Genomic DNA, 19,763 nt, shown 5'->3' with positions numbered 1-19,763 from the left:
CAGGTAAAGCCTCGGTCACGCCGCAATTGCCGCAGCAACACGCTCCGGTTCGGCCTCAATCACTTTGAGATAGGCCTGTACCGCCGAAGGCGGCATCGTCCTGCCAATTTCATATTGGCGGATGTTGGCCACCGGAATGCCATACCGGTCTGCAAATTCTGTCTGGCTTAAACCAAGTCCCAACCGCAGTTTGCGGATGCGGCGGCCCATAAGTGCGCGGTTGACGGCATCTTCGGACACCGCGAAATCATCCGGATCATCGGCATCAGCCGGAATGGCGATAATAGGCTTTTTCTTCACCGGGGTTGCTCCTACGCACCGAAATCATGCGGATGACGTTACCGCGAAAAACATGGACCGCCGTCCACAGCCTCCCTTCGATCAAGCCTACCGCTTTGAATCGCTCTTCGCCGTCAATGGGCCTCATCGAACCAAACACGATATGGTCATCGTCTGCGAAAACCCGCGTGCCGAAATCCAGGGCAACACCGTGCTTGGCAAGATTGGTAACATTCTTGGTTGGATCGAATTCAACGTCCATGACTGTCTATATGTAATATACACATAGACAGTCAAGCGCAACGCGCGTCACATTTGCTCCTCGCGCGCCCGCACCTGAACTCCGGCTTTGGCCAGTGATCCTTGCGGTGCATGCCGAATCAGCTATCCCGGGCACCTGTCGAGTTGGGGATATGCTCATGCGTCTCGCTGTTGTGATGTTGATTGCGCTGGTGATGGCGCCGCCGGCATTGGCGCAAGCTGTCGGTAGTCAGGAAATTGTGGTCACCGCCAGCCGGCGTGAGGCCAAGGATTATGACGATCATATCCCCGCCATCGGCCTGCGCCGGGTTGCCGATTTCGCGGTGCAGGAGGTTACCGTGGCGGGGGACACCCGCGATCCCGACAAACGCCACGACGAAATCTATCAGATGATCCGTGGCGCGATCGAACTGGCGGCAAAGCGCGGCGGGATCGAGCTTGCCACCGGCGAGATGGTGGTCGAACCGCTGACCCTGGCGAATTATCGCAACCTGACCCTGCAAACTGACGGCCGCCCCGACAGCAACCGCACGTCTTTTCTGGTCAAGACGAGACTGTCCGGTGGCACAGATGCCAAGGCGGCATTGGACCGCATCAGCGCCTATATCAAAGCGGTTCCGGCGGTGGGTCGCGCCGAATTGAAGCCCGCTGGCGAATTGACGCTGTCGGTCGTCGGTCCGGACCAGTATCGCGGCAAGATTGTCGATCTTGTGGCCGATGACGCCCGCGCCACCGCCGCCCGGCTGGGGCCGGACTATGCGGTTGAGGCCAAGGGGCTTGATCGCCCAGTGGAATGGTCGCGCGCCAGCCTGACCGACGTTTTCCTTTACGTGCCGTACGCTTATACGGTCGTGCCCAAACATTGACGGGTTGAAGACCGCGCAGGCTTAGCCCGCCAATGCGAGTTTCCCGGTCAGAATGACCGGACCGGTCGGCAGGCCGGTGGGCGATCCGCCCGCCGGTTCCACCGACACCGCCAGCGTTGCGCCTTCGGTCAACAGCGCGGCGCTCGTGGCAGGAGCCGCGGCCCAGCCGGGGTGATCGACGGGGATCAGGCCCAGCGCGCGCGGTTTGCCGTCGGCAGGGATCACCCACAGTTCGGCGCTTTTGCCGTGCGCCAGCGCCAGCGCGTTGCTGGCCAGTGTCAGCCGCGCTTGCGCCGGGTCATAGGCCACGCTGACCACGCCGGTGGCGCCGCGCAGCATGGCGACCATCGGTGCGGATGGTGCGGGTGCGACTTGCGCGATTTGTGATGCAGCCGGCGCGGGCACACGGTTGATCGCCAGTCCGCCAATGCCCGCGATCACCGCCGCCACGCTCACCGCCATCGCGGCAAAGCGCCAGCGTGTTACTTGTGCATGCAGCTGCATCCGCGTGTCATTGGCAGGCAGGCGGCGTTCGATCGCCGGCCAGATCCACGCCGGCGGTTGTTCGCTGCAATCGCCAAACAGCGCCAGCGCATAGCCAAGCCAGCGGTCATACAGCGCCTGAAACGCGGTGTCGCGATCCAGCAGCGTCTGCGCGGCGGCGGCATCGGCGCCGTCGATCAATCCGAACGCCAGTTCGGCGGCCAGCAGATCGGGATCATCGGCAGTGGTCATGCCAGGCACTCCTTCAATCGCAGCAAGGCCCGGCGGATGCGGCTTTTGATCGTGCCGAGCGGGCGCGCGGCGCGGGTGGCCAGGTCGGCATAGCTGGCCCCGTCGAAAAACGCGGTGCGGATCAGGCGTTGGTCGACCGGTTCCAGCGTGTTCAGGCATTGGTGCACGCGGCGGGCATCATCGCTGGCCAGCGCCAGGTCTTCGGCATTCGGGCTGTCATCCGCCCAATCGTCATCCAGTTCGATCGGTTGGTCGCGCAGCACCGGCCGCCGCCGCAGCCGGTCGCGCGCGCGGTTGCGTGCGACCGTTGCCAGCCAGGGCAGTGCCGCGCCGCGATCAGGGTCAAACAGCGCGGCCTTGTGCCACACGGTCAGAAACACGTCCTGCAGCGTTTCCTCTGCCTCTTGCCGGGTTTCGAGCATCTGCAGGCAGATGCCGAACAGGCGCGGGGCACATTGCCGATACAATTCGGCAAAGGCATCGCGATCGCCATGGCTGACGCGGATCAGTGTATGGCTCAGGCTGCTGTCGATGGTCGCCGCCTGAGTCATGCGCTGTGCCCGACGAAAGGCCCGTTGCCACCCCGGGGTGGGGCCAGGGATGGCAACGGGCAGGCGCACAACCGGGGGGGAGGGCGGCGGACGGGGGGTGTTCGCCAGATTGCCTCGGTTGCGATACGCGGCGCCACAGGGTGCCCGCGCAAACTGGTGATGTCGCTGTGTCCCACACGTGCTCCCCTGGTATGTGGTGAAGATACGTGCGTGGCAGCCCGGCGGATGCAGCGCCCACCGCACAAATTTCGGCCAAAGCGCTTGTCATGCCCAAAGGTGCAGTGGCACACCCGCAAGGTGTGCGATGGGTCCACAACGGGCAGTGTCGTCCGCCCAGCCCCCGCGCGACGGAGCCCTGTTTTGACCCAGCCGCTGTTGACCGATCCTTCGCCGCCACACACCCCGGTATCGAACGGGTCGATGGCCATCGCCGCGCTATCGACCGTGGTCGAATGGTATGATTTCACGCTGTATATCTATTTCGTCACGGTGCTGGCACGGGTGTTTTACGGCGGTGGGGCGGGGTCGCTGGGGCTGGCGCTGGCCGGGTTTGCCATCGCCTATCTGATGCGGCCGCTGGGCGCGGTGCTGCTGGGCATCTATGGCGACCGGTTCGGGCGGCGGCGCGCGATGATGGTGTCGATGGCGGTGATGACGGTGGCCATGGCGCTGACCGCGTGCCTGCCGACGCGGGCGGTGGCGGGGGCGTCGGCCGGGTGGCTGTTGCTGGCGCTGCGCTGTGTCATGGCGTTTGCGGTGGGCGGGGAATATACTGGCGTGGTCGCCTATCTGGTCGAAGGTGCGCCGCCTGGAAAACGCGGCCTGATCGCGTCGCTGGCCTCTGCGGCGAGCGAGGTCGGGGCGCTGCTGGCGGCGGCGGTCAGCGCGGTGGTGGTGATGGCCATTTCGCCGGCCGCGCTCGACACCTGGGGCTGGCGGGTGCCGTTTGCGGTGGGCGCGGCGCTGGCCGGCACGATCTGGATCGCGCGGTCGACCATGGCTGAATCGCCCGAATTTCTGCACCACGAAGCGGCCGGAACGCTCGATCCCAATCCGCTTGCGCGCGCTGTTGGCGCGGAACGCGCGGGCGTGCTGCGCGGCTTTTCAATCTCTTCGATGGGGTCGATGTGTTACTATGTGGGGATCACGTATGTCCCCGCCTATCTGGTCGGATCGGGCACGATGGGTGAAGGCGCGGCGCTGTGGCTGTCGACCGTGGCCGCGCTGATGGTGATCGTGGTGACCCCGCTGGCCGGCGCGCTGTCCGACCGTTATGGCCGGCGGCCGTTGTTGCTGACCATCGCGCTGGCCGGTGCGGTGTTGCCGGCGCTGATGTTTCCGCTGATGATCCACGGCGGCATGGTGCCCGCGCTGGGCGGCGCGCTGATGCTGGCGGCGATCGGCGGATCGTGGAGCGCAGTGGCCGCATCGACCACCGCCGAACAGTTTTCGGGCGCGGCGCGGCTGTCGGGTCTGGCGCTGGGGGTGTCATCGGCGACAGCGGTGTTTGGCGGGCTGTCACCGTGGGTGGCGCAGGCGCTGATCCAGGCTACCGGGCTGCGCTGGGTGCCCGGGCTGATGATCGCGCTGGTCGCCGCCGCGGTCGTGCCGATGCTGTGGTGGATGCCCGAAACCGCGCCGCTGGTGCTGGCGCGACGGAACCGCAACAACCCATCACGCTAAAATGCGCCCATAGCGACCAAAGCCGACCGGCGCGGCAAAGAAGTTGCGAATAGGTGGTTGACCCAAACCGGCCCACACGACACGAAGGCGCCCATGATTGATGCAGCATTGTTCCGCAGCGTGCTTGGCGCTTATCCAACCGGCGTGGTGGTGATCACCGCCGCCGATGACGCTGGCGTGCGCCACGGGCTGGTGATCGGTTCGTTCACGTCGATTTCGCTCGATCCGCCATTGGTCGGGTTTTTCCCTGACCGGCAATCGCGGTCATGGGCGGCGATTGCGCCGATCGGGCGGTTTTGCGTGAATGTGCTGGGGTCGGACCAGCTCGATCTGTGCCGGCGCTTTGCCGCGCGGGCCGATGACAAATTTGCCGACCTGGCGCATGGCCATACACCGTCGGGCCAACCCCTGCTGGAAAATGCGATCGCGTGGATCGATTGTTCGGTCGAACGCGTGACCGACGTGGGCGATCATTTTCTGGTGGTGGGCGCGGTCCACGGGCTGGGGCGGCGCGATGCGGGCACGCCACTGCTGTTTTTCAGCGGGCAGTATCACGACCTGGCGCAATTGCCGGGCTGAGAGTCTGTTTCGAAAGTCGCTGACAAGCGACTTTGTGCCACCCACGCCACGCACTTATTTTTCATCAATTTGATATGGGTCAATGCTGTTGTCGCGCGATGCGGCAACAGTGGCGGTGACGAAACGGATCGTGACCGGCAGCGCTGATCACCATCTGTTTCGCCGGTTTCTCCCCACCTTGGGCGGCTGGTATTCCGGCCGCCTTATTTTTTGTGCGCGCGCGCCAGCCTTTGTATGCCATGATCGTGCGGGTAGAATTGTTGTTCTGCACAAGATTTGATAACGGACCCCGCATGGCTTCTTGTGACACCTGCCTGGTACGCAATCGCGCAATCTGCGCGGCGCTCGACAACCGGGAAATCGCTGCGCTCAGCGCAATGGGTCGGCGTCGGTCGGTCACCGCCGGCGAATCGCTGATCTGGGAAGATGACGATTCGCTGCTGGTGGCCAACGTCATCGAAGGTGTGCTGAAAATGACCACCTCGACCGCGGATGGCCGCGAACAGATTGTCGGTGTGGCCTATCCTTCGGATTTTATCGGCCGCCCGTTCAGCCAGACCAGCCAGACCAGCGTGGTGGCGCTGACCGACGCGCGCGTCTGCGTGTTTTCGCGCAACGATTTTGACCGGTTCGCGCGCGAACATCCCGAACTGGAACACAAGCTGCTGGAACGCACCCTGGCAGAGCTGGATCGCACCCGCGCCTGGATGATGCTGCTGGGGCGCAAGACCGCGTCGGAAAAAATCGCCACGTTCCTGCTCGATATGTCGGACCGGTTTGGCAATGTCGGCTGCACCACGCTGCATGTTCCGGCCCAGCGCTTTACCCTGCCGTTTTCGCGCCAGCAGGTGGCCGATCTGCTGGGGCTGACCATCGAAACCGTCAGCCGCCAGTTCACCCGGCTGAAGATCGATCGCGTGATCGGGCTGCCATCCCGGCGCGAGGTCGAAGTGATTGACCGGCACGCACTGACCGAACTGGCCGGATAGTCGCGCGATCCCGCGTTCAGACGCGGGTGGCGCGGCGTACCACATCGGCATAGCCGCGCGACAGCGCGTCATGCCCGTCATAAAATCCGCGCGCGTGCAACAGCTGGTGCATCCGCGCCAGTCGATAGGGGGGTACGCCGCCCGCGACATGGTGTTCCAGGTGCCAGTTGACGTGGTTGGGGGCGATCAACAGGCGTTCCCACCACGATACGTGCGTGGTGGCGGTGTTCATGCGTGGATCGGGATGGCCACGGTTGCTTACCACGCCATGTTCGCCGATCTGGCGCAGCCGCATGATCACCGGATAGACAAACAGGTACGCCACCCACCACAGGCCATAGGCCCACCACGCGCCCGCCAGCACCAGCACCGCCAGTAGCCCTGCGTGAAACGCCAGCCATGGCCATTCCTGCGCCAGCCGGAACCGCGCCAGCATGCTGCGCAAATCGCGCAGGCCGGTCTGCCCTGAAACATCGCGCCACAGTTTGCGCCGCAGCGACGCTGCGGTGACCGGATAGGCGGCGACAAACCCCAGATCGGGATCAGCGGCCGTACCCGCATGGCGATGATGCGCCAGATGATAGGTGCGATAGGCTGCGACGGAAATGTTCATCGGCCAGCCCGCCAGCGCCTGGCCGATCTGCATATTGGCCCGCACACCGCGAAACAGCGCCTGGTGCGCACAATCGTGGACCAGAATACCCAGCCCCAATTGCCGCCCGGCAATCACCAGCACCGCGACGACCACGGTCAGCGGGTTGGGCCAATGGACCACCAGCGCAAAGGCCGCAGCGATCAGCCCCCAGTTCACCGCAAAAGCCCACCATGCCCGGATGTTTGAGCGGCGGTTGAGCGCGACCAGTTCGTCGCGCGCCAGATAGTCGGATAGATACCGGGATAGCGTCATTGTTCTCTCCGCTGGCGCGATAAAAACACCAAACCGGCGGTCGTGTCAAAAGGCATCGCGCCATTTCACGCCGGATGTCGACCTGCATGGCACATTCGGCGTGGTGTTTCCTGGGCGCAGATCGCTGCCGCCGGCGCTGCGCCTTACCAGATTTTTACACGATCTTCGGGCTTAAGGTAAGCCCTGGCACCCGGCTGCACACCGAACGCCTGGTACCATGCATCAATGTTGCGCACCTCGGCCACGCGGTATTCGCCGGGGGAGTGCGGATCGGTCAGCAGGCGCTGGCGCAGCGCTTCTTCGCGCATTTTGCTGCGCCAGACTTGCGCATAGCCCAGATAGAACCGCTGATCCCCGGTCAGCCCGTCGATCACCGGCGCCGGCCGCCCGCCCAGCGACGCATGATAGGCGTCATAGGCCAGCGCCAGCCCGGCCAGATCGGCGCTGTTTTCGCCCAGTGTCAGCTTGCCCTGGATATGCTGCCCCGGCAGCGGCTCATAGCCGTCGTATTGCGCGGCCAGCCTGGCCTCGGCCGCGCTGAATGCGGCAATATCGCCCGGCGTCCACCATTTGGTCAGCGTGCCCGATTTGTCGTATTTGGCGCCCTGGTCATCGAAATGGTGGCTCAATTCGTGGCCGATGACCACGCCAATGCCGCCATAGTTGACCGCCGGATCGGCCTTGGGATCAAAGAATGGCGGTTGCAGGATCGCGGCGGGAAACACGATTTCGACCATGCCGAAATTGGCATAGGCGTTGATGGTCATCGGGGTCATGCCCCATTCCCAGCGACGGATCGGCTGGCCCAGCTTGCCCAGGTTGTACGCGAATTCAAATTGCCGGCTGCGCAGCGCATTGCCGAACAGATCGTCGCGGCGCACATCCAGCCCGGTGTAATCGCGCCATTGTGACGGATAGCCGATCTTGGGGGTGAACGCCGCCAGCTTTTCGTGGGCCTTCACCTTGGTTTCGGGCGCCATCCAGTCCAGTTTGTCGATCCGCGTGCCCATCGCCGCGATCACGTTGTGCACCAGCGCGTCCGCCGCCGCCTTGGTCGCGGGCGGAAAATACTGCGCGACATAGATCTTGCCGATATCATCGCCCAGCGTGGCGCTGGTGAATGACACCGCGCGGCGCCAGCGTTCCTCCCGCTCGGGCGTGCCGCTCAACACCGTGCCGTTAAAGGCAAAGCTTTCTTTCGCGATCGCTTCGGGCAGATACGTGGCATAGCTGTCGAGACTGCGCAGCAACAGCATATCTTTCAGCACCGCCAGATCGGCACCGGCGATCAGGCTCGCCTCCGCCGTAAACGCCGTTGGTTGCGTGATAAGCACGGTCTGCGGGCTGATGCCGACCGCCCGGAACATCGCGGCGAAATCAAAACCTGGTGCCGCCGCCACCAGCTGCGGCACGGTCATGCTGTTATAGGTCTTGTCGCGGTCGCGGCTGTCGATGCGGGTCCAGTGCGCGCGGGCAATCGCGGTTTCCAGCGTCATTACCGCAGCGGCGCGCGCCTCGGCATTGCTTTCGCCCGCCAGCGTCAGCATCTGCGCCAGATGCGCGACATAGGCGGTGCGGGTCGCCGCCATCTTTGCGCTGTCCATCAGGTAATAATCGCGGTCGGGCAGCCCGATGCCGCCCTGCGACAGGTTCACCACATAGGTGTCCGGATGCTTGTCGTCCTGCCCGACATACATCCGGAACGGGCCGGGCACGCCATTGCGCACCGCCTCTGCCACCAGCGCCGGATAATCGGCTTTGGTTGCCAGCGCCTTGATCCGGTCCAGCCATGGCCGGATCGGCGTCAGCCCCCTGGCCTCGACCGTCGCCAGATCGAGATAGCTGGCATAGGCATTGCCGATCCGGCTGGCCGGGTTGGCCAGTTCCGCCTTCAGGATGCCCTGTGTGCGCTGCTTTGACAGGTCATCCAGCACGGTGAACATGCCGAAATCGGCCTTGTCCGCCGGGATCGCGGTGGATTTCAGCCAGCCGCCATTGGCATAGCCAAAGAAATTGTCCCCCGGCGTGACGGCCGGGTCCATGCCCGTGCTGTCGAAACCGAACGTGCCGTACACCGGCCTGTCAGCGCTTTGCGTGGTCGCTGCAGCGGCGTCCCTGGCCAGCGTCGGAAACGCCGGCGCCAGCATGGACCCGGCCAAGGCAAGAAGAGCAATCGTGCGCATCGGAAACCCCTGAATTCGCTAACTTTCGTCAGGGTGTGCGGATCATCTGTGCGCCTGTCAACCCGGCCAGAATGTCGTCTGCAGAACTCTGTCAACGTTTCGTGGAGCGGTCCGTTGCGCCGTTGTCATATCCGGAAATGTGGCGGACGGCAAAGCGGCCAGACCAAAGCTCTCGCAATCGTTCGGCCCACAGCATAGGGCTGCGCGCGGCATTGACGGGGTTTGGGCGTGGCACAATTGGGGCGTGCAAAATGGTGGCTGCTGGCGGTCGTGCTGTTGCTGGGGTGGTGCAAATTGACGGACCGAGCGGCCACCTATCGCTTTCGCATGACTGTGGAGGCTGAAACACCGCGGGGCAGCAAGCGCGCTTCGGGCGTTTACGCGGTCCATGACGAAAAGCACTGGGTGCTGACCTCTGAAGAAAAACCGGGCTCGGCCTGGATCGTTGGTGAAGCGATCGTGCTGCGGGCAGGCGATGGTCCGATCTTTGTGCTGATGGACGCTCCCGGCGCGGCCGCATGATCTCTGCGCAAATCACCCTATCCTAAAACGCGGTGGTGACATTGATCAGCCAGTCGGGTGAGGCTGACACAATCACGCGTTCTGCGCTCCGGTCCAGCCCGGTCACGATGAACAATCCGACCGCCGCCAGCACCATGCCCAGCGCACGCTTGCCGCCGCTGCCGGTGGTCAGCAGCCGCCCGCGCCAGCGCGCCAGCAGGCCCCGGCTGGCAAAGGCCAGTGCCAGCAGGACGGTCGCAATCCCCAGCGCGAACGCCAGCATGACCACGGCCACCTGGCCGATGTCCTGTCCTTGTGCGGCCAGCGCGGTCGCCGCGCCCAGCGTCGGGCCGACACACGGGCTCCACACCACGCCCAGCAGCGCGCCGATCGCGGCCTGGCCAGCCAGGCCAAAGCGGTCGAGCCCGACCTGCCGGGCATTGGCCCAATTGGCCAGCGGCGTGGCCAGACTGGTCAGCCGCGTCTGCATGGCCGGCACGACCAGCGTCAGGCCCGCCGCGACCAGCACCAGCGCACCGGCAATGCGCAAACCTTCGCCATTGAAACCCAGCGCCGGGCCAAGGATCGCGACCGCCATGCCGATCGTGGTGAACGACGCGACCAGCCCAAAGGCCAGCGCGAACGGCCCGAAGCGGTGCTTTTGCGCCGCACTGCCAAGGACAATCGGCACCAGCGGCAGGACGCAAGGCGACAGGATCGTCAGCGCACCCGCCGCAAAGCCAAGAAAAGGGTTGAGCAAGGCCATCGGGTCGATCCTTCAGCGCGTTGCGGTGGTGGCGGTGGCAACCAGCGCACGGATCTGATCACGATCGACAATGCCCGTGGCGCGGGCGGTTTCGCGTGTGCCCTTGTAAACCACCAGCGTGCTTTGTTTGCTGACGCCAAGCGCCTCACGCGCGGGGACCTGGCTGTCAAAATCCAGCTTCAGGATGACCAGTCTGGCAAAGGCCGGGTCGTGCGACAGTTCGGTGATGGTCGGGGCCTGCCGCCGGCACGTTGGCCACCAGTCGGCGTGAACATCGACCAGAACGGGCTTGCCCGCAATCTGCGCGGCCTTCAGCGCCGCCGCGCTGAACGGCTGGATCGGAGCGGCCAGGGCGGGGACCGAGATTGCGGCAGCAAAGCAGGCGGACAAAGCGGTAATCAGAAAGCGCGTGGTCATGGCAGGGTGTCTTTCAAACAGGGGTCTGAAAGCCATTCGGTCCACAGCGGCTGACGGTTACACGGTTTTTCGGCCATATTGCCGTCGCGCACCAGACGCGGCGCGGCCATGGTCTGTGGCCGCGCCGGTGCAGGCCTATTTCGCCCTGGTGGCGTTGGCCTCGTCACGCGCAAGCCCTGCCGACAGCATCGCCTTTTCCGCGCGGTCGACATCGGCCAGCGCCACTACCAGCGTTGCCTGGGCATAGTGTTCATACCGTGCCGCGCGGGCCTGCAGCATGGTGGTATCGAACCGGGTTTTCCATCCGGCGACGGCCTCTTTGGTATCGTCGATCCATCCCGAGACATCGGCGCGCGCGTGATCGAGCGAATGTTTGGCATGTTCGGCCGCAGCCTCCAGCGTATCGACATGCGCGCGGATCGCCTTTTCTGCATGGTCGATCTGCTGGTCGGTTTCGGCCTTCAGGGTTTTGAGGCGAAATTCCACCTCATCCAGTTTGGTCCGCATCTGTTTGGTGAACGTGGTCATGGCATTGGTCATGGCGATATCCTGTGACTGGGGTGGTGATCAGGCGACGGTCAGGTCGTTTTCAACCGACTTCGCGCCGTGGGCTCCCCACGCAGTCAGCGCGGCGGTGCGGCGATCGGGCCATGAACTGACCGTCCCGGTCAGCTTGATATGACCGTCATGCGCGGTGACATGCACCTTTTCCGACTGAAAGAAGATCGACCGGTGCAGGGCGTGCTGGATATCGTCCTGCAGGTGCGCGGTATCGACGCTGGCCGTGATCATGATCTCGTTGGTAATGCCGGTGACGCCCAGCAGATTGCGCACTTCGCGCTCCGCTGCGTCTTTTTGGTAATGCCATTCGACAGTGCCGGTCAGCGTGATCCAGCCCTTTTCGACCTTGACCAGAATCGCATCGTGCGGGGTATTGGCGTCCCACGCCAGCCGATCGATCGCCGCCGTGGCGATATCGGCATCGTTGCGCTTGATTTCAAACGGCAGCTTTACCTCGATTTCCTCGGCAATCGCCTTGACCCCGGTCACGCGCCCGGCGGCCATTTCGGCGGCATGCTTCTGGCCATAGCTGTAAACCTGCCCGGTCAGCGTGACCGTGCCGTTCTGCGCGGTTACGCCGATGTGCGATGCGGTGATGCTGGGTTCCCAGTTCAGTTCGGCCAGCACGGCTTTTTGCAGTTGGTCGTCACGGGACATGATCATCTCCTGGATCGGTGCGGTCCGGGCATATGGGCGAGGGCGACAGCCGCGCGGCAGCCTCGGAAATTACTCTGGGAGGCAAACCGCGCGGGTAGTTTCCGAGGCTGTTGTCCGGCGATGATCGCGGCGCATGAAGCTTCAACAGGTTGCAGCTGGCGGTGATGGCGCGATGGCGGGAATGGCGTGTCGCACGTGTCCAAACCGGCACGCAACGCCCTGCGCAACCTGCACAAACGCCCGCTCCAACACAGGACAATCCACAATGACCGACCTTGATCGTGGCAAGATGCCAGACAGCAAATGGTTCTGGGCGCTGCTGCTGCTGGCCATGCTGGTGGTGGTGGTGGTGTGGTTTGCCAACCCGCTGGGCAGCATGAAACAGCCGCCCGCGGGCATGCCGGCCAGCCAGTCAACGCCGGTCGACCCGGCAGAGGCGGCATCGCCCACCGTGCCGCTGACGCTGCCAAAGACACCCGGATGAAAAAACCCCTGTGGCCTTCGCCGGAAAACGGCGCGAAGAATGGCGGCATGCCGGGACCGCGTATCAGGATTCGTGCAGGCCTGGCCCGCACCAGCGCAGCGAAATGGCTGGTGATTCCGGCCGTGCTGATTGGCGTGGCCATCATAGGAAGCTGGGCCATGGCCGTCGAAGAACCGAAATTCACCGTGTCACTGCACGAAGGCGCGTTTGAAGTGCGCGATTATCCGGCGGTGGTGGTGGCCGAGGTCACGGTCACCGGTGATCAGGCCGGCGCGGTGCGCAAGGGGTTCGGGTTGCTCGCCGGTTATATTTTTGGCGGCAACACCCGCCATCAGAGCATCGCCATGACCGCCCCGGTCGCGCAGCAGCGGACCAGCGAAACGATTGCGATGACCGCGCCAGTCACCCAGACCCCGGCCGATGGTGCCTGGGTAGTGCGGTTCACGATGCCGTCGAGCTATACCCTGGCCACGCTGCCCAAACCGAACGACCCGCGCGTCATGCTCCGGCAAATGGCGCCGGCGCGGTTTGTCGTCGTCCGGTTTTCCGGCGTGGCCACCCAGTCCAGCCTGGCGGCAAAGACCGCAGAGCTGTTGGCATTCGCGCAAAGCCATCATTTGCACACGTCCGGGCCGGCGACGCTGGCCCAGTACAATCCGCCCTGGACCTTGTGGTTCCTGCGGCGGAACGAGGTGATGATCCCGCTGGCGGGATGATGCCTGCCGCCACGCGCGTATTTTCCGAACCTGTGCAGCAAGTCGGCCGACCCGGATAGCGGGCCACGCATCGCACAACCTGCAGCGACCGCGCCCTCATTCAGCGAGCATCGACCATGCGCAATTATGATCGTATCAACGCCCTGCCGCCCGAACGCATCACGGAAAAACGCGCCCACATCATCGGCGGCGGCATTGCCGGTCTTTCCGCCGCGGCCTTTCTGGCGACCGACGCGCATATGCCCGCCAGCCATATCACGATCTATGAAAGCCTGCCGCTGATGGGCGGGGCCATGGATGCGGCGGGCGACGTTGCCGGCGGCTATACCAGCCGGGGTGAGCGCGAGCTGGAATCATACATGGAATGCCTGTGGTATCTGTGCAGCAAGGTGCCTTCGCTGCAGACGCCCGGCCTGACCGTGCTGGACGAAACCCACCAGGCCAATGTGCGCGAACCGATCCGCAGCCATTTCCGGCTGATGGAAAAGCAGGGGCAATTGTACGATTATTCCGGCCCGTTGATGTCGGCCCACGACGCCAGACGCATGATGGAACTGCAACTGGCGCCGGAAGCCGATCTGGAAATGATGACGGTGACCGACTGGTTCAGCCCGGCATTCTTTCATTCGGTATTCTGGCTGACCTGGGCCAGCAAACTGGCGTTTCGTGAATATCATTCGCTGATCGAAGTGCGGCGCTATGTGCAGCGGTTCATGATGATGGACTATGTCCTGCCGCAAAGCGTGGGCATCCTGCATACCGAATTCAACGAATACGATTCAATCATCAAACCGCTGCACGTCTGGCTGGAATCGCTCGGGGTGCGGTTTCGGACCGGGACCACGGTGACGGATATCGCCATCCGCGACACTGGCGTCGAAACGCTGGCCACCCACCTGATGCTGCGCGATGCTGCGGGTGAACACTGCATCGATCTGGCGCGCGATGACCTGGTGTTCTTTACCAATGGTTCGCTGACGCAGAACGCGACAATGGGCGACACGCACACTGCGCCAAAGTTCGATCGCGGTACCACCGATCGCGGTTGTTTCACGGTCTGGGAAAAGCTGGCCGCGCGCGATGCGAAGTTTGGCCACCCGGCGGCGTTCCTGTCCTCGGTCGAGGCATCCAACTGGATCAGCTATTTCCCCACCATCACCGGCGATGCCACCTTTACCGCGTTCATGGAGGCCAAGACCGGTGACACGGCCGGCACCGGCGGAGCGATCACGATCGTCGATTCCGCCTGGGGGATCAGCTTTGTACCGTACAGCAAATATTTCCCCGATCAGCCGGCCGATGTGCATGTGCTGTGGGGCTATGGCCAGATCAGCGACGTGCCCGGTGATTTCGTCAGGAAACCGATGCGCGACTGCACCGGTGCCGAAATGTTTGCCGAGGTGCTGTATCACTGCGGGCTGAGCGACAAGATCGACAGCATCCTGGCGCACACATCGGTATCGACCTGCATGATGCCCTATATCACCAGCCAGTTCATGCCTCGCAAGATCAGCGATCGGCCCAAAGTCATCCCTGACGGGTGCGTCAATCTGGCCTTTATCGGGCAATTTGTCGAACTGCCGGGGGACGTGGTGTTCACGGTCGAAACCTCTGTCCGCACCGCGATGATGGCGGTGTGGGGCCTGACCGGGCTGGATAAACCGCTGATCCCGATGCACGAGCCGGCCTATGACGTGCGGGTGATTGTCGCGTCGATCAAGGAAACGCTGGGGATCGATGCGATCACGCCCGCCAATATCAAAGACATCGCGGCGGCCAGCCCGGCGTTGCCCGATCTGCTGGCGTTCGTGAATGCGCTGCCCGAACCGGTGGTCTGACCATCCCCTGACCCGGGTTCCCGGTTCGCGTAGTTTCCGACCCGCGACGCCGGCGGCCGGAACGCGCAATCGGCAACCTCGGGATTTCCCCCTGATTGGCCTGTCCCGGCCCGGAGAATGACAATGGCCAGAACCTATCCCGCGCGCGCGCCCGGCACTTTGTTTGAGCCTGTGAACGTGGGCGCGCTGCATTGTGCCAACCGCGTGGTCATGGCGCCGCTGACGCGCAACCGCGCAGGGCCGGGGCTGGTGCCGGGGCCGTTCGCGGCGCAATATTACGAACAGCGCGCCGGCGCCGGGTTGATCATTGCCGAGGCAACGCAAGTATCGGCACAGGCGCAGGGCTATGCCGATACGCCGGGCTGCTATACCGAGGCGCAGGTGATCGGCTGGCGCAAAGTCACCGATGCGGTCCATGCGCAGGGCGGCACGATCATTGTGCAGCTGTGGCACACCGGGCGCGTTTCGCACACCTCGCTTCAGCCTGGCGGGCAGGCCCCGGTCGGGCCATCAGCGATCCGCGCCAATACGCGGACGTTTGTCGGCGCAGCGGCGGGTGAGGGCGGGTTTGCCCCCTGTTCGTTGCCGCGCGCGCTCCAACTGACGGAAATGCCAGGCATCGTCAGCGATTTTGCCCATGCCACGCTGCGCGCGCGCGATGCCGGGTTTGACGGCGTCGAAATCCACGGCGCGCATGGCTATCTGCTCGATGCGTTTTTGCGCGACGGCAGTAACCACCGCCAGGATGCCTATGGCGGATCAATCGAAAACCGCGCGCGACTGCTGATCGAAGTGGTGGAGGCCTGCGCCACTGCGATCGGCGCGGACCGGCTGGGTGTGCGGCTGTCCCCGGTGTCCACTGCCGGGGATTCGCACGACAGCAATCCGCAACCGCTGTTTGAACACGTTGTGGACCGGCTCGATCCGATCGGCCTGGCCTATGTCCATGTGGTCGAGGGCGATACCGGCGGTGCGCGCGACAATCCGCCGTTCGACTATGCCGCGCTGCGCGATCGCTATCACGGCACCTGGATGGTCAACAACGGCTATGACCGCGCCATGGCGATGGCCGCGGTGGCCAGCGGGCGCGCCGATCTGGTATCGTTCGGGCGGGCGTTTCTGGCCAATCCGGATCTGGTTGCGAGGCTGGAAGCGGACGCCGCGCTGAACCCGATGATGGCCGCCGATACCATCTATGGCGGCGGCGCGCACGGTTATACCGATTATCCCGCGCTGGCGCCGCCGGTTGAGGTGGCGTGGGAAAGCACAGAGGTCGGGTAAACGAAAACCCCATGTGCTTTTCCGCGACTGCCAGCTTCATCGCCGCCGGCGTGATTGGAACGATCGGCGTGGCAACCCTGCGCCATGTGCGAGAACCGCGCACGCTGCTGTTTGCGGCGGTACCTCTGCTGTTTGCGGTGCACCAATTGAGCGAAGGTTTCGTCTGGCTGGGGCTGGAGGGCAGGATCGGTACGATCGCGCTGGACCATATGGCGTTCCTGTTCATGACCTATGCGCAAGGCGTGCTGCCGCTGCTGATGCCGGTGGCGGTCGTGCTGATGGAACCGGCGGGTTGGCGCCGGCGGGCGATCATGCTGCTGGTCGCCATTGGCGCGGTGGTGTGTGTGTGGGACCTGGTCGGGCTGGTGGGCTGGCCCAGCCGGGCGTTTGTGGAATGCCATTCGATTGCCTATCGCAATCCGGTGACCGGCAATTTTGCGATTTCGCTGCTGTATATCCTGGCCACTTGTGGTGCGCTGTTGCTGTCGACCCACCGCGTGGTCAGGTGGTACGGGCTGTTGAATGTGATCGGGCTGACCGTCGTCGAAATCGTGCGCGAATATACGTTTGCCTCGGTCTGGTGTTTCTATGCCGCGACGCTTAGCGTCATGCTCTATTGGCAGTTCCATCGTGGAGACATCGATCTGGGCGCACCCAATGGTCTGTCGGCCCGGCTAAGGCCCTATCTGTTCCCGTGGCTGCGGTGGCGCTCAACCGCACTGTGATCCACCTGCTGGATTCTGCACAATCGCACTATGCGCAGTTCAAACGGTATTGAAATTCGCAAAATGTGATTTATAACGCCCGCAAAAGCGCAGTTGCGTCGAATGGTCCGGTAAAAATCGCCGTCCTGTCGCCAGCCTGCGCAGCGAGGAGGGGTTATGGACGCCGCAGGCACGCGATCCCACGCGTTTTCGTTAGGCGAATGCGGATCATGGCCGCGCGGGTCCTGCACGTGACTGTGCCGGCGTCTGCGCACAGCGATCCCTTGCTGGCCGAACTGACCGCACCGGGCATGCCGTTCGAAATCGCGGCACAGGATGGCGGGCGGGTATTTCGCAATGCGCCGCCCGATCTCAACCAGTTGATCGAGGCCGCGCGTCGCCACGGCGCGCGGACCGCGGTGGTCGATTGGGATGACCAGGGGCATGAACGCCGGCTGAGCTTTGACGACCTGTTTATGCGCCGCGACCGCCTGGCCGCCAGGCTCGGCGATTGCCGGGGGCAGCGCATTGCGCTGTGCATGCACAACCGCGCCGAATGGATGATCGGGTTTCTGGCGGTGCTGCGCGCCGGCGGTGTCGCCGTGCTGTTCAACAGCCGCGGCGCGACCGCCGAGTTGATCGCCATGGTTGAAGAAGTGACGCCATCGCTGATCCTGGCCGATACGCGGGCGTTTGATGGCCTGCGCGCGGGCGGCCATGCCGGGCCGATGATCGACCTTACCCGTGCGGATACGATTTCGGGCGAGGGCGTTTGCCCGGAAATGGCCCCGGCGGCGCCGGGCGATCCCGCCGCGATCCTGTTTACCTCTGGCACCACCGGGCGACCACGGGGCGTGGTGCTGACGCATCGCAACCTCGTCACCGGGCTGATGACGGTGCAATTGTCGGGCGTGATGGTGCTGCACGGCATTGCCCGCGGCGCCGGCGTGGCGATCGAAACGATCCTGGCGCATATGCCGCAACAGGCGACATTGCTGGTCTATCCGCTGTTCCATATCTCCGGGCTTGGATCGGGCTTTCTGTCACCGCTGATTGCCGGCACGAAAGTGATCATCCTGCGGCGCTGGAACCCGGCGGAGGCGCTGCGGCTGATCGCCCACGAAGGCGTGACGATGCTGACCGGGGTGCCCACGATGCTGTGGGACCTGCTACGCGCGGTTGAACAGGGCGGCGATGCCGGCGCGCTGGCCGGTCTGCGCAATGTGGCCAGCGGGGGGCAGGCGCTGCCGGTCAACCTGCTCGATGCCATTCGCGGGGCCTGTCCGCAGGCGATGATGGGCACCGGTTATGGCATGACCGAATGTTCGGGCGCGCTGGCGCAGGCTGTCGGCGCCGATTTTCTGCGCAAACGCGCGTCGGCGGGACGGGTCCTGCCGCTGGCCGATGTGCGCATCGTCGCGCCCGATGGCACGGTAGTGGGGCCGGGGGACACCGGTGAAATCCAGGTGCGCGGCGCGTTTGTGATGCAGGGATACTGGAACCGGCCAGAGGCGAACGCGGCGGCGTTTACCGCCGATGGCTGGCTGCGCACCGGCGATGTCGGTTTTGTCGATGAGGAACATTACATCTTCATCGTCGACCGGGTGAAGGACATGGTCATTTCGGGCGGAGAAAACATTTTCTGCGCAGAGGTTGAACGCGTGCTGGGTGAACAGCCGGGCGTGCTGGAATGCGCGGCGTTCGGCCTGCCCGATCAACGACTGGGCGAACGGCTGGTGGCGGTGGTCAGGGGCGACGGGCTGGACGCGCACACACTGATCGAGGCGGTGGCCAGCGGCCTGGCGCGCTACAAGGCGCCGACCGAACTCACGATTGCCGATTTGACCCTGCCGCGCAACGCGGTGGGCAAAGTGGACAAAAAGGCGCTGCGCCAGGCATGGCTGCACCGCGAAGGAGCAAACTGACCATGGGCATGCCCACCGACGTGAAAATCATCGACTGCATGCTGGGCATTCCCGATGCAGAGGACCGCTCCGAATGGTTCGCGTCATTCCGCCCGCTGATCAAGGATCAGCAGACGCTGCAACAGTTTGCGATGCCCGCGCAATACATGTTCAAGGACATTCCGCAGACCGGCCAGCAGGATGATTATATCCGCTGGACGGTCGAACAGATGGACAAACACAATATTGAACGCGCGCTGGTCGGGTGGAACGACAACGCCACCTCGCGCCGCGCCAAGGAACTGTATGGCGACCGGTTTTTCTTTGACCTGCCGTGCGATCCCAATGCGGGGATGGAGGATGTGAAGCGGATCAGGCGCATCCATGCCGAGGTCGGGCTGTCGGCGATCAGCGTGTTTCCCGCCGGGACGCTGCCGCAAGTGCCGATCAACCACAAATACATGTTCCCGCTCTATGCCACGGCCTGCGAACTGGGCCTGCCGATCCTGCTGAATGTCGGGATACCCGGCCCGCGCATCCCGATGGAAACGCAGAAGGTCGAACATCTTGACGAAGTGTGCTGGTTCTTTCCAGAGCTTAAGGTGGTGATGCGCCACGGTGCCGAACCGTGGGAAGCCTTGGCGGTAAAGCTGATGCTGAAATGGCCAAACCTCTATTATTCGACCAGCGCGTTTGCGCCCAAGCACTATCCCAGGGCGATCATCGATTACGCCAACACCCGCGGCGCCGACAAGATCATCTATGCCGGCTATTTCCCGATGGGGCTAAGCCTCGACCGGATCATGGGCGACATGCCGGCGGTGCCGTTCAAGGACGATGTCTGGCCCAAATTCCTGCGCGAAAATGCGCGCCGCGTGTTTAATCTGGCCTGAACCAGAAC

Annotated in this window: 22 protein-coding genes; 12 read left to right on the top strand and 10 right to left on the bottom strand. The window is 63.9% G+C overall.

What is annotated here, in order from left to right; translation table 11 throughout:
* Positions 1 to 15: 15 nt before the first annotated feature.
* Together ABWP89_RS04020 and ABWP89_RS04015 are read right to left on the bottom strand one after the other, a co-directional pair.
* The gene (locus ABWP89_RS04020) at positions 16 to 300 is read right to left on the bottom strand and encodes a helix-turn-helix domain-containing protein (protein ID WP_353227404.1); all 285 of its coding nucleotides are present in this window, start codon (positions 298 to 300) and stop codon (positions 16 to 18) included.
* Positions 266 to 541, bottom strand: a complete 276-nt coding sequence (locus tag ABWP89_RS04015; protein WP_353227403.1) for a BrnT family toxin — start codon at positions 539 to 541, stop codon at positions 266 to 268. Before ABWP89_RS04015 ends, ABWP89_RS04020 begins: the two co-directional genes overlap by 35 nt.
* 157 nt (positions 542 to 698) lie before the next feature.
* Between ABWP89_RS04015 and ABWP89_RS04010 the strand changes: the two genes are divergently transcribed.
* Positions 699 to 1,406 (top strand): TonB-dependent receptor, encoded by a 708-nt coding sequence (locus ABWP89_RS04010; protein ID WP_353227401.1) that lies wholly within the window; start codon positions 699 to 701, stop codon positions 1,404 to 1,406.
* 21 nt (positions 1,407 to 1,427) lie between these two features.
* Here ABWP89_RS04010 and ABWP89_RS04005 read toward each other — a convergent pair whose 3' ends face one another.
* Together ABWP89_RS04005 and ABWP89_RS04000 are read right to left on the bottom strand one after the other, a co-directional pair.
* Positions 1,428 to 2,141, bottom strand: a complete 714-nt coding sequence (locus tag ABWP89_RS04005) for an anti-sigma factor (RefSeq protein ID WP_353227400.1) — start codon at positions 2,139 to 2,141, stop codon at positions 1,428 to 1,430.
* Entirely contained in the window at positions 2,138 to 2,692 is a 555-nt protein-coding gene (locus ABWP89_RS04000; protein ID WP_353227399.1) for a sigma-70 family RNA polymerase sigma factor, read from the bottom strand. Before ABWP89_RS04000 ends, ABWP89_RS04005 begins: the two co-directional genes overlap by 4 nt.
* Positions 2,693 to 3,112: 420 nt before the next feature.
* Between ABWP89_RS04000 and ABWP89_RS03995 the strand changes: the two genes are divergently transcribed.
* From ABWP89_RS03995 to ABWP89_RS03985, 3 genes are all read left to right on the top strand, one after another.
* Complete coding sequence (locus ABWP89_RS03995; RefSeq protein WP_353227441.1) at positions 3,113 to 4,375, top strand: MFS transporter; 1,263 nt, start codon at positions 3,113 to 3,115, stop codon at positions 4,373 to 4,375.
* Positions 4,376 to 4,468: 93 nt separating this feature from the next.
* Complete coding sequence (locus tag ABWP89_RS03990; RefSeq protein WP_353227397.1) at positions 4,469 to 4,954, top strand: flavin reductase family protein; 486 nt, start codon at positions 4,469 to 4,471, stop codon at positions 4,952 to 4,954.
* Between the two features lie 293 nt (positions 4,955 to 5,247).
* A complete protein-coding gene (locus tag ABWP89_RS03985) occupies positions 5,248 to 5,943 on the top strand; it encodes a Crp/Fnr family transcriptional regulator (protein ID WP_353227396.1) in 696 nt (231 codons plus the stop codon).
* 16 nt (positions 5,944 to 5,959) lie between these two features.
* Here the strand turns inward: ABWP89_RS03985 and ABWP89_RS03980 are convergent, their stop codons facing one another.
* Both ABWP89_RS03980 and ABWP89_RS03975 read right to left on the bottom strand, forming a co-directional pair.
* Positions 5,960 to 6,850 (bottom strand): fatty acid desaturase family protein, encoded by an 891-nt coding sequence (locus tag ABWP89_RS03980; protein ID WP_353227394.1) that lies wholly within the window; start codon positions 6,848 to 6,850, stop codon positions 5,960 to 5,962.
* Positions 6,851 to 6,993: 143 nt separating this feature from the next.
* On the bottom strand, positions 6,994 to 9,033 hold the full coding sequence (locus ABWP89_RS03975) for a M13 family metallopeptidase (protein ID WP_353227393.1): 2,040 nt from the start codon (positions 9,031 to 9,033) through the stop codon (positions 6,994 to 6,996).
* A 228-nt stretch (positions 9,034 to 9,261) separates the two neighbouring features.
* Between ABWP89_RS03975 and ABWP89_RS03970 the strand changes: the two genes are divergently transcribed.
* Positions 9,262 to 9,555, top strand: a complete 294-nt coding sequence (locus tag ABWP89_RS03970; protein ID WP_353227391.1) for a hypothetical protein — start codon at positions 9,262 to 9,264, stop codon at positions 9,553 to 9,555.
* Positions 9,556 to 9,577: 22 nt separating this feature from the next.
* Here ABWP89_RS03970 and ABWP89_RS03965 read toward each other — a convergent pair whose 3' ends face one another.
* The 4 genes from ABWP89_RS03965 to ABWP89_RS03950 all read right to left on the bottom strand — a co-directional run bounded on the left by ABWP89_RS03965 (position 9,578) and on the right by ABWP89_RS03950 (position 11,935).
* Positions 9,578 to 10,300, bottom strand: coding sequence for a cytochrome c biogenesis CcdA family protein (locus ABWP89_RS03965; protein ID WP_353227390.1), 723 nt, complete (start codon positions 10,298 to 10,300; stop codon positions 9,578 to 9,580).
* 12 nt (positions 10,301 to 10,312) lie between these two features.
* Positions 10,313 to 10,717 (bottom strand): thioredoxin family protein, encoded by a 405-nt coding sequence (locus ABWP89_RS03960; protein WP_353227388.1) that lies wholly within the window; start codon positions 10,715 to 10,717, stop codon positions 10,313 to 10,315.
* Between the two features lie 135 nt (positions 10,718 to 10,852).
* On the bottom strand, positions 10,853 to 11,257 hold the full coding sequence (locus ABWP89_RS03955) for a hypothetical protein (protein ID WP_353227387.1): 405 nt from the start codon (positions 11,255 to 11,257) through the stop codon (positions 10,853 to 10,855).
* Positions 11,258 to 11,284: 27 nt separating this feature from the next.
* Positions 11,285 to 11,935, bottom strand: a complete 651-nt coding sequence (locus ABWP89_RS03950; protein ID WP_353227385.1) for a BON domain-containing protein — start codon at positions 11,933 to 11,935, stop codon at positions 11,285 to 11,287.
* Positions 11,936 to 12,200: 265 nt separating this feature from the next.
* Between ABWP89_RS03950 and ABWP89_RS03945 the strand changes: the two genes are divergently transcribed.
* From ABWP89_RS03945 to ABWP89_RS03915, 7 genes are all read left to right on the top strand, one after another.
* A complete protein-coding gene (locus ABWP89_RS03945) occupies positions 12,201 to 12,419 on the top strand; it encodes a hypothetical protein (protein WP_353227384.1) in 219 nt (72 codons plus the stop codon).
* Positions 12,416 to 13,135 carry an SOUL family heme-binding protein gene (locus ABWP89_RS03940; protein ID WP_353227383.1) on the top strand — a complete coding sequence of 240 codons (720 nt, stop codon included), beginning with the start codon at positions 12,416 to 12,418 and terminating at the stop codon, positions 13,133 to 13,135. The genes ABWP89_RS03945 and ABWP89_RS03940 overlap by 4 nt, the downstream gene beginning before the upstream one ends.
* Before the next feature lie 116 nt (positions 13,136 to 13,251).
* Positions 13,252 to 14,973: an oleate hydratase gene (locus tag ABWP89_RS03935; RefSeq protein WP_353227382.1), complete on the top strand. Its 1,722-nt coding sequence runs from the start codon at positions 13,252 to 13,254 to the stop codon at positions 14,971 to 14,973.
* Between the two features lie 123 nt (positions 14,974 to 15,096).
* Positions 15,097 to 16,254 (top strand): alkene reductase, encoded by a 1,158-nt coding sequence (locus ABWP89_RS03930; RefSeq protein WP_353227380.1) that lies wholly within the window; start codon positions 15,097 to 15,099, stop codon positions 16,252 to 16,254.
* A gap of 11 nt (positions 16,255 to 16,265) precedes the next feature.
* Positions 16,266 to 16,979, top strand: a complete 714-nt coding sequence (locus tag ABWP89_RS03925; protein ID WP_353227379.1) for a DUF6629 family protein — start codon at positions 16,266 to 16,268, stop codon at positions 16,977 to 16,979.
* A 209-nt stretch (positions 16,980 to 17,188) separates the two neighbouring features.
* On the top strand, positions 17,189 to 18,883 hold the full coding sequence (locus ABWP89_RS03920) for a class I adenylate-forming enzyme family protein (RefSeq protein ID WP_353227378.1): 1,695 nt from the start codon (positions 17,189 to 17,191) through the stop codon (positions 18,881 to 18,883).
* A 2-nt stretch (positions 18,884 to 18,885) separates the two neighbouring features.
* The gene (locus ABWP89_RS03915; protein ID WP_353227377.1) at positions 18,886 to 19,755 is read left to right on the top strand and encodes an amidohydrolase family protein; all 870 of its coding nucleotides are present in this window, start codon (positions 18,886 to 18,888) and stop codon (positions 19,753 to 19,755) included.
* Positions 19,756 to 19,763 lie beyond the last annotated feature (8 nt).

It is taken from the genome of Novosphingobium sp. (assembly GCF_040398825.1).
In the GTDB taxonomy this organism is placed as follows: domain Bacteria; phylum Pseudomonadota; class Alphaproteobacteria; order Sphingomonadales; family Sphingomonadaceae; genus Novosphingobium.
Note: the sequence above shows the minus strand (reverse complement) of the source record. Positions and strands in the feature narration are given on the sequence as shown.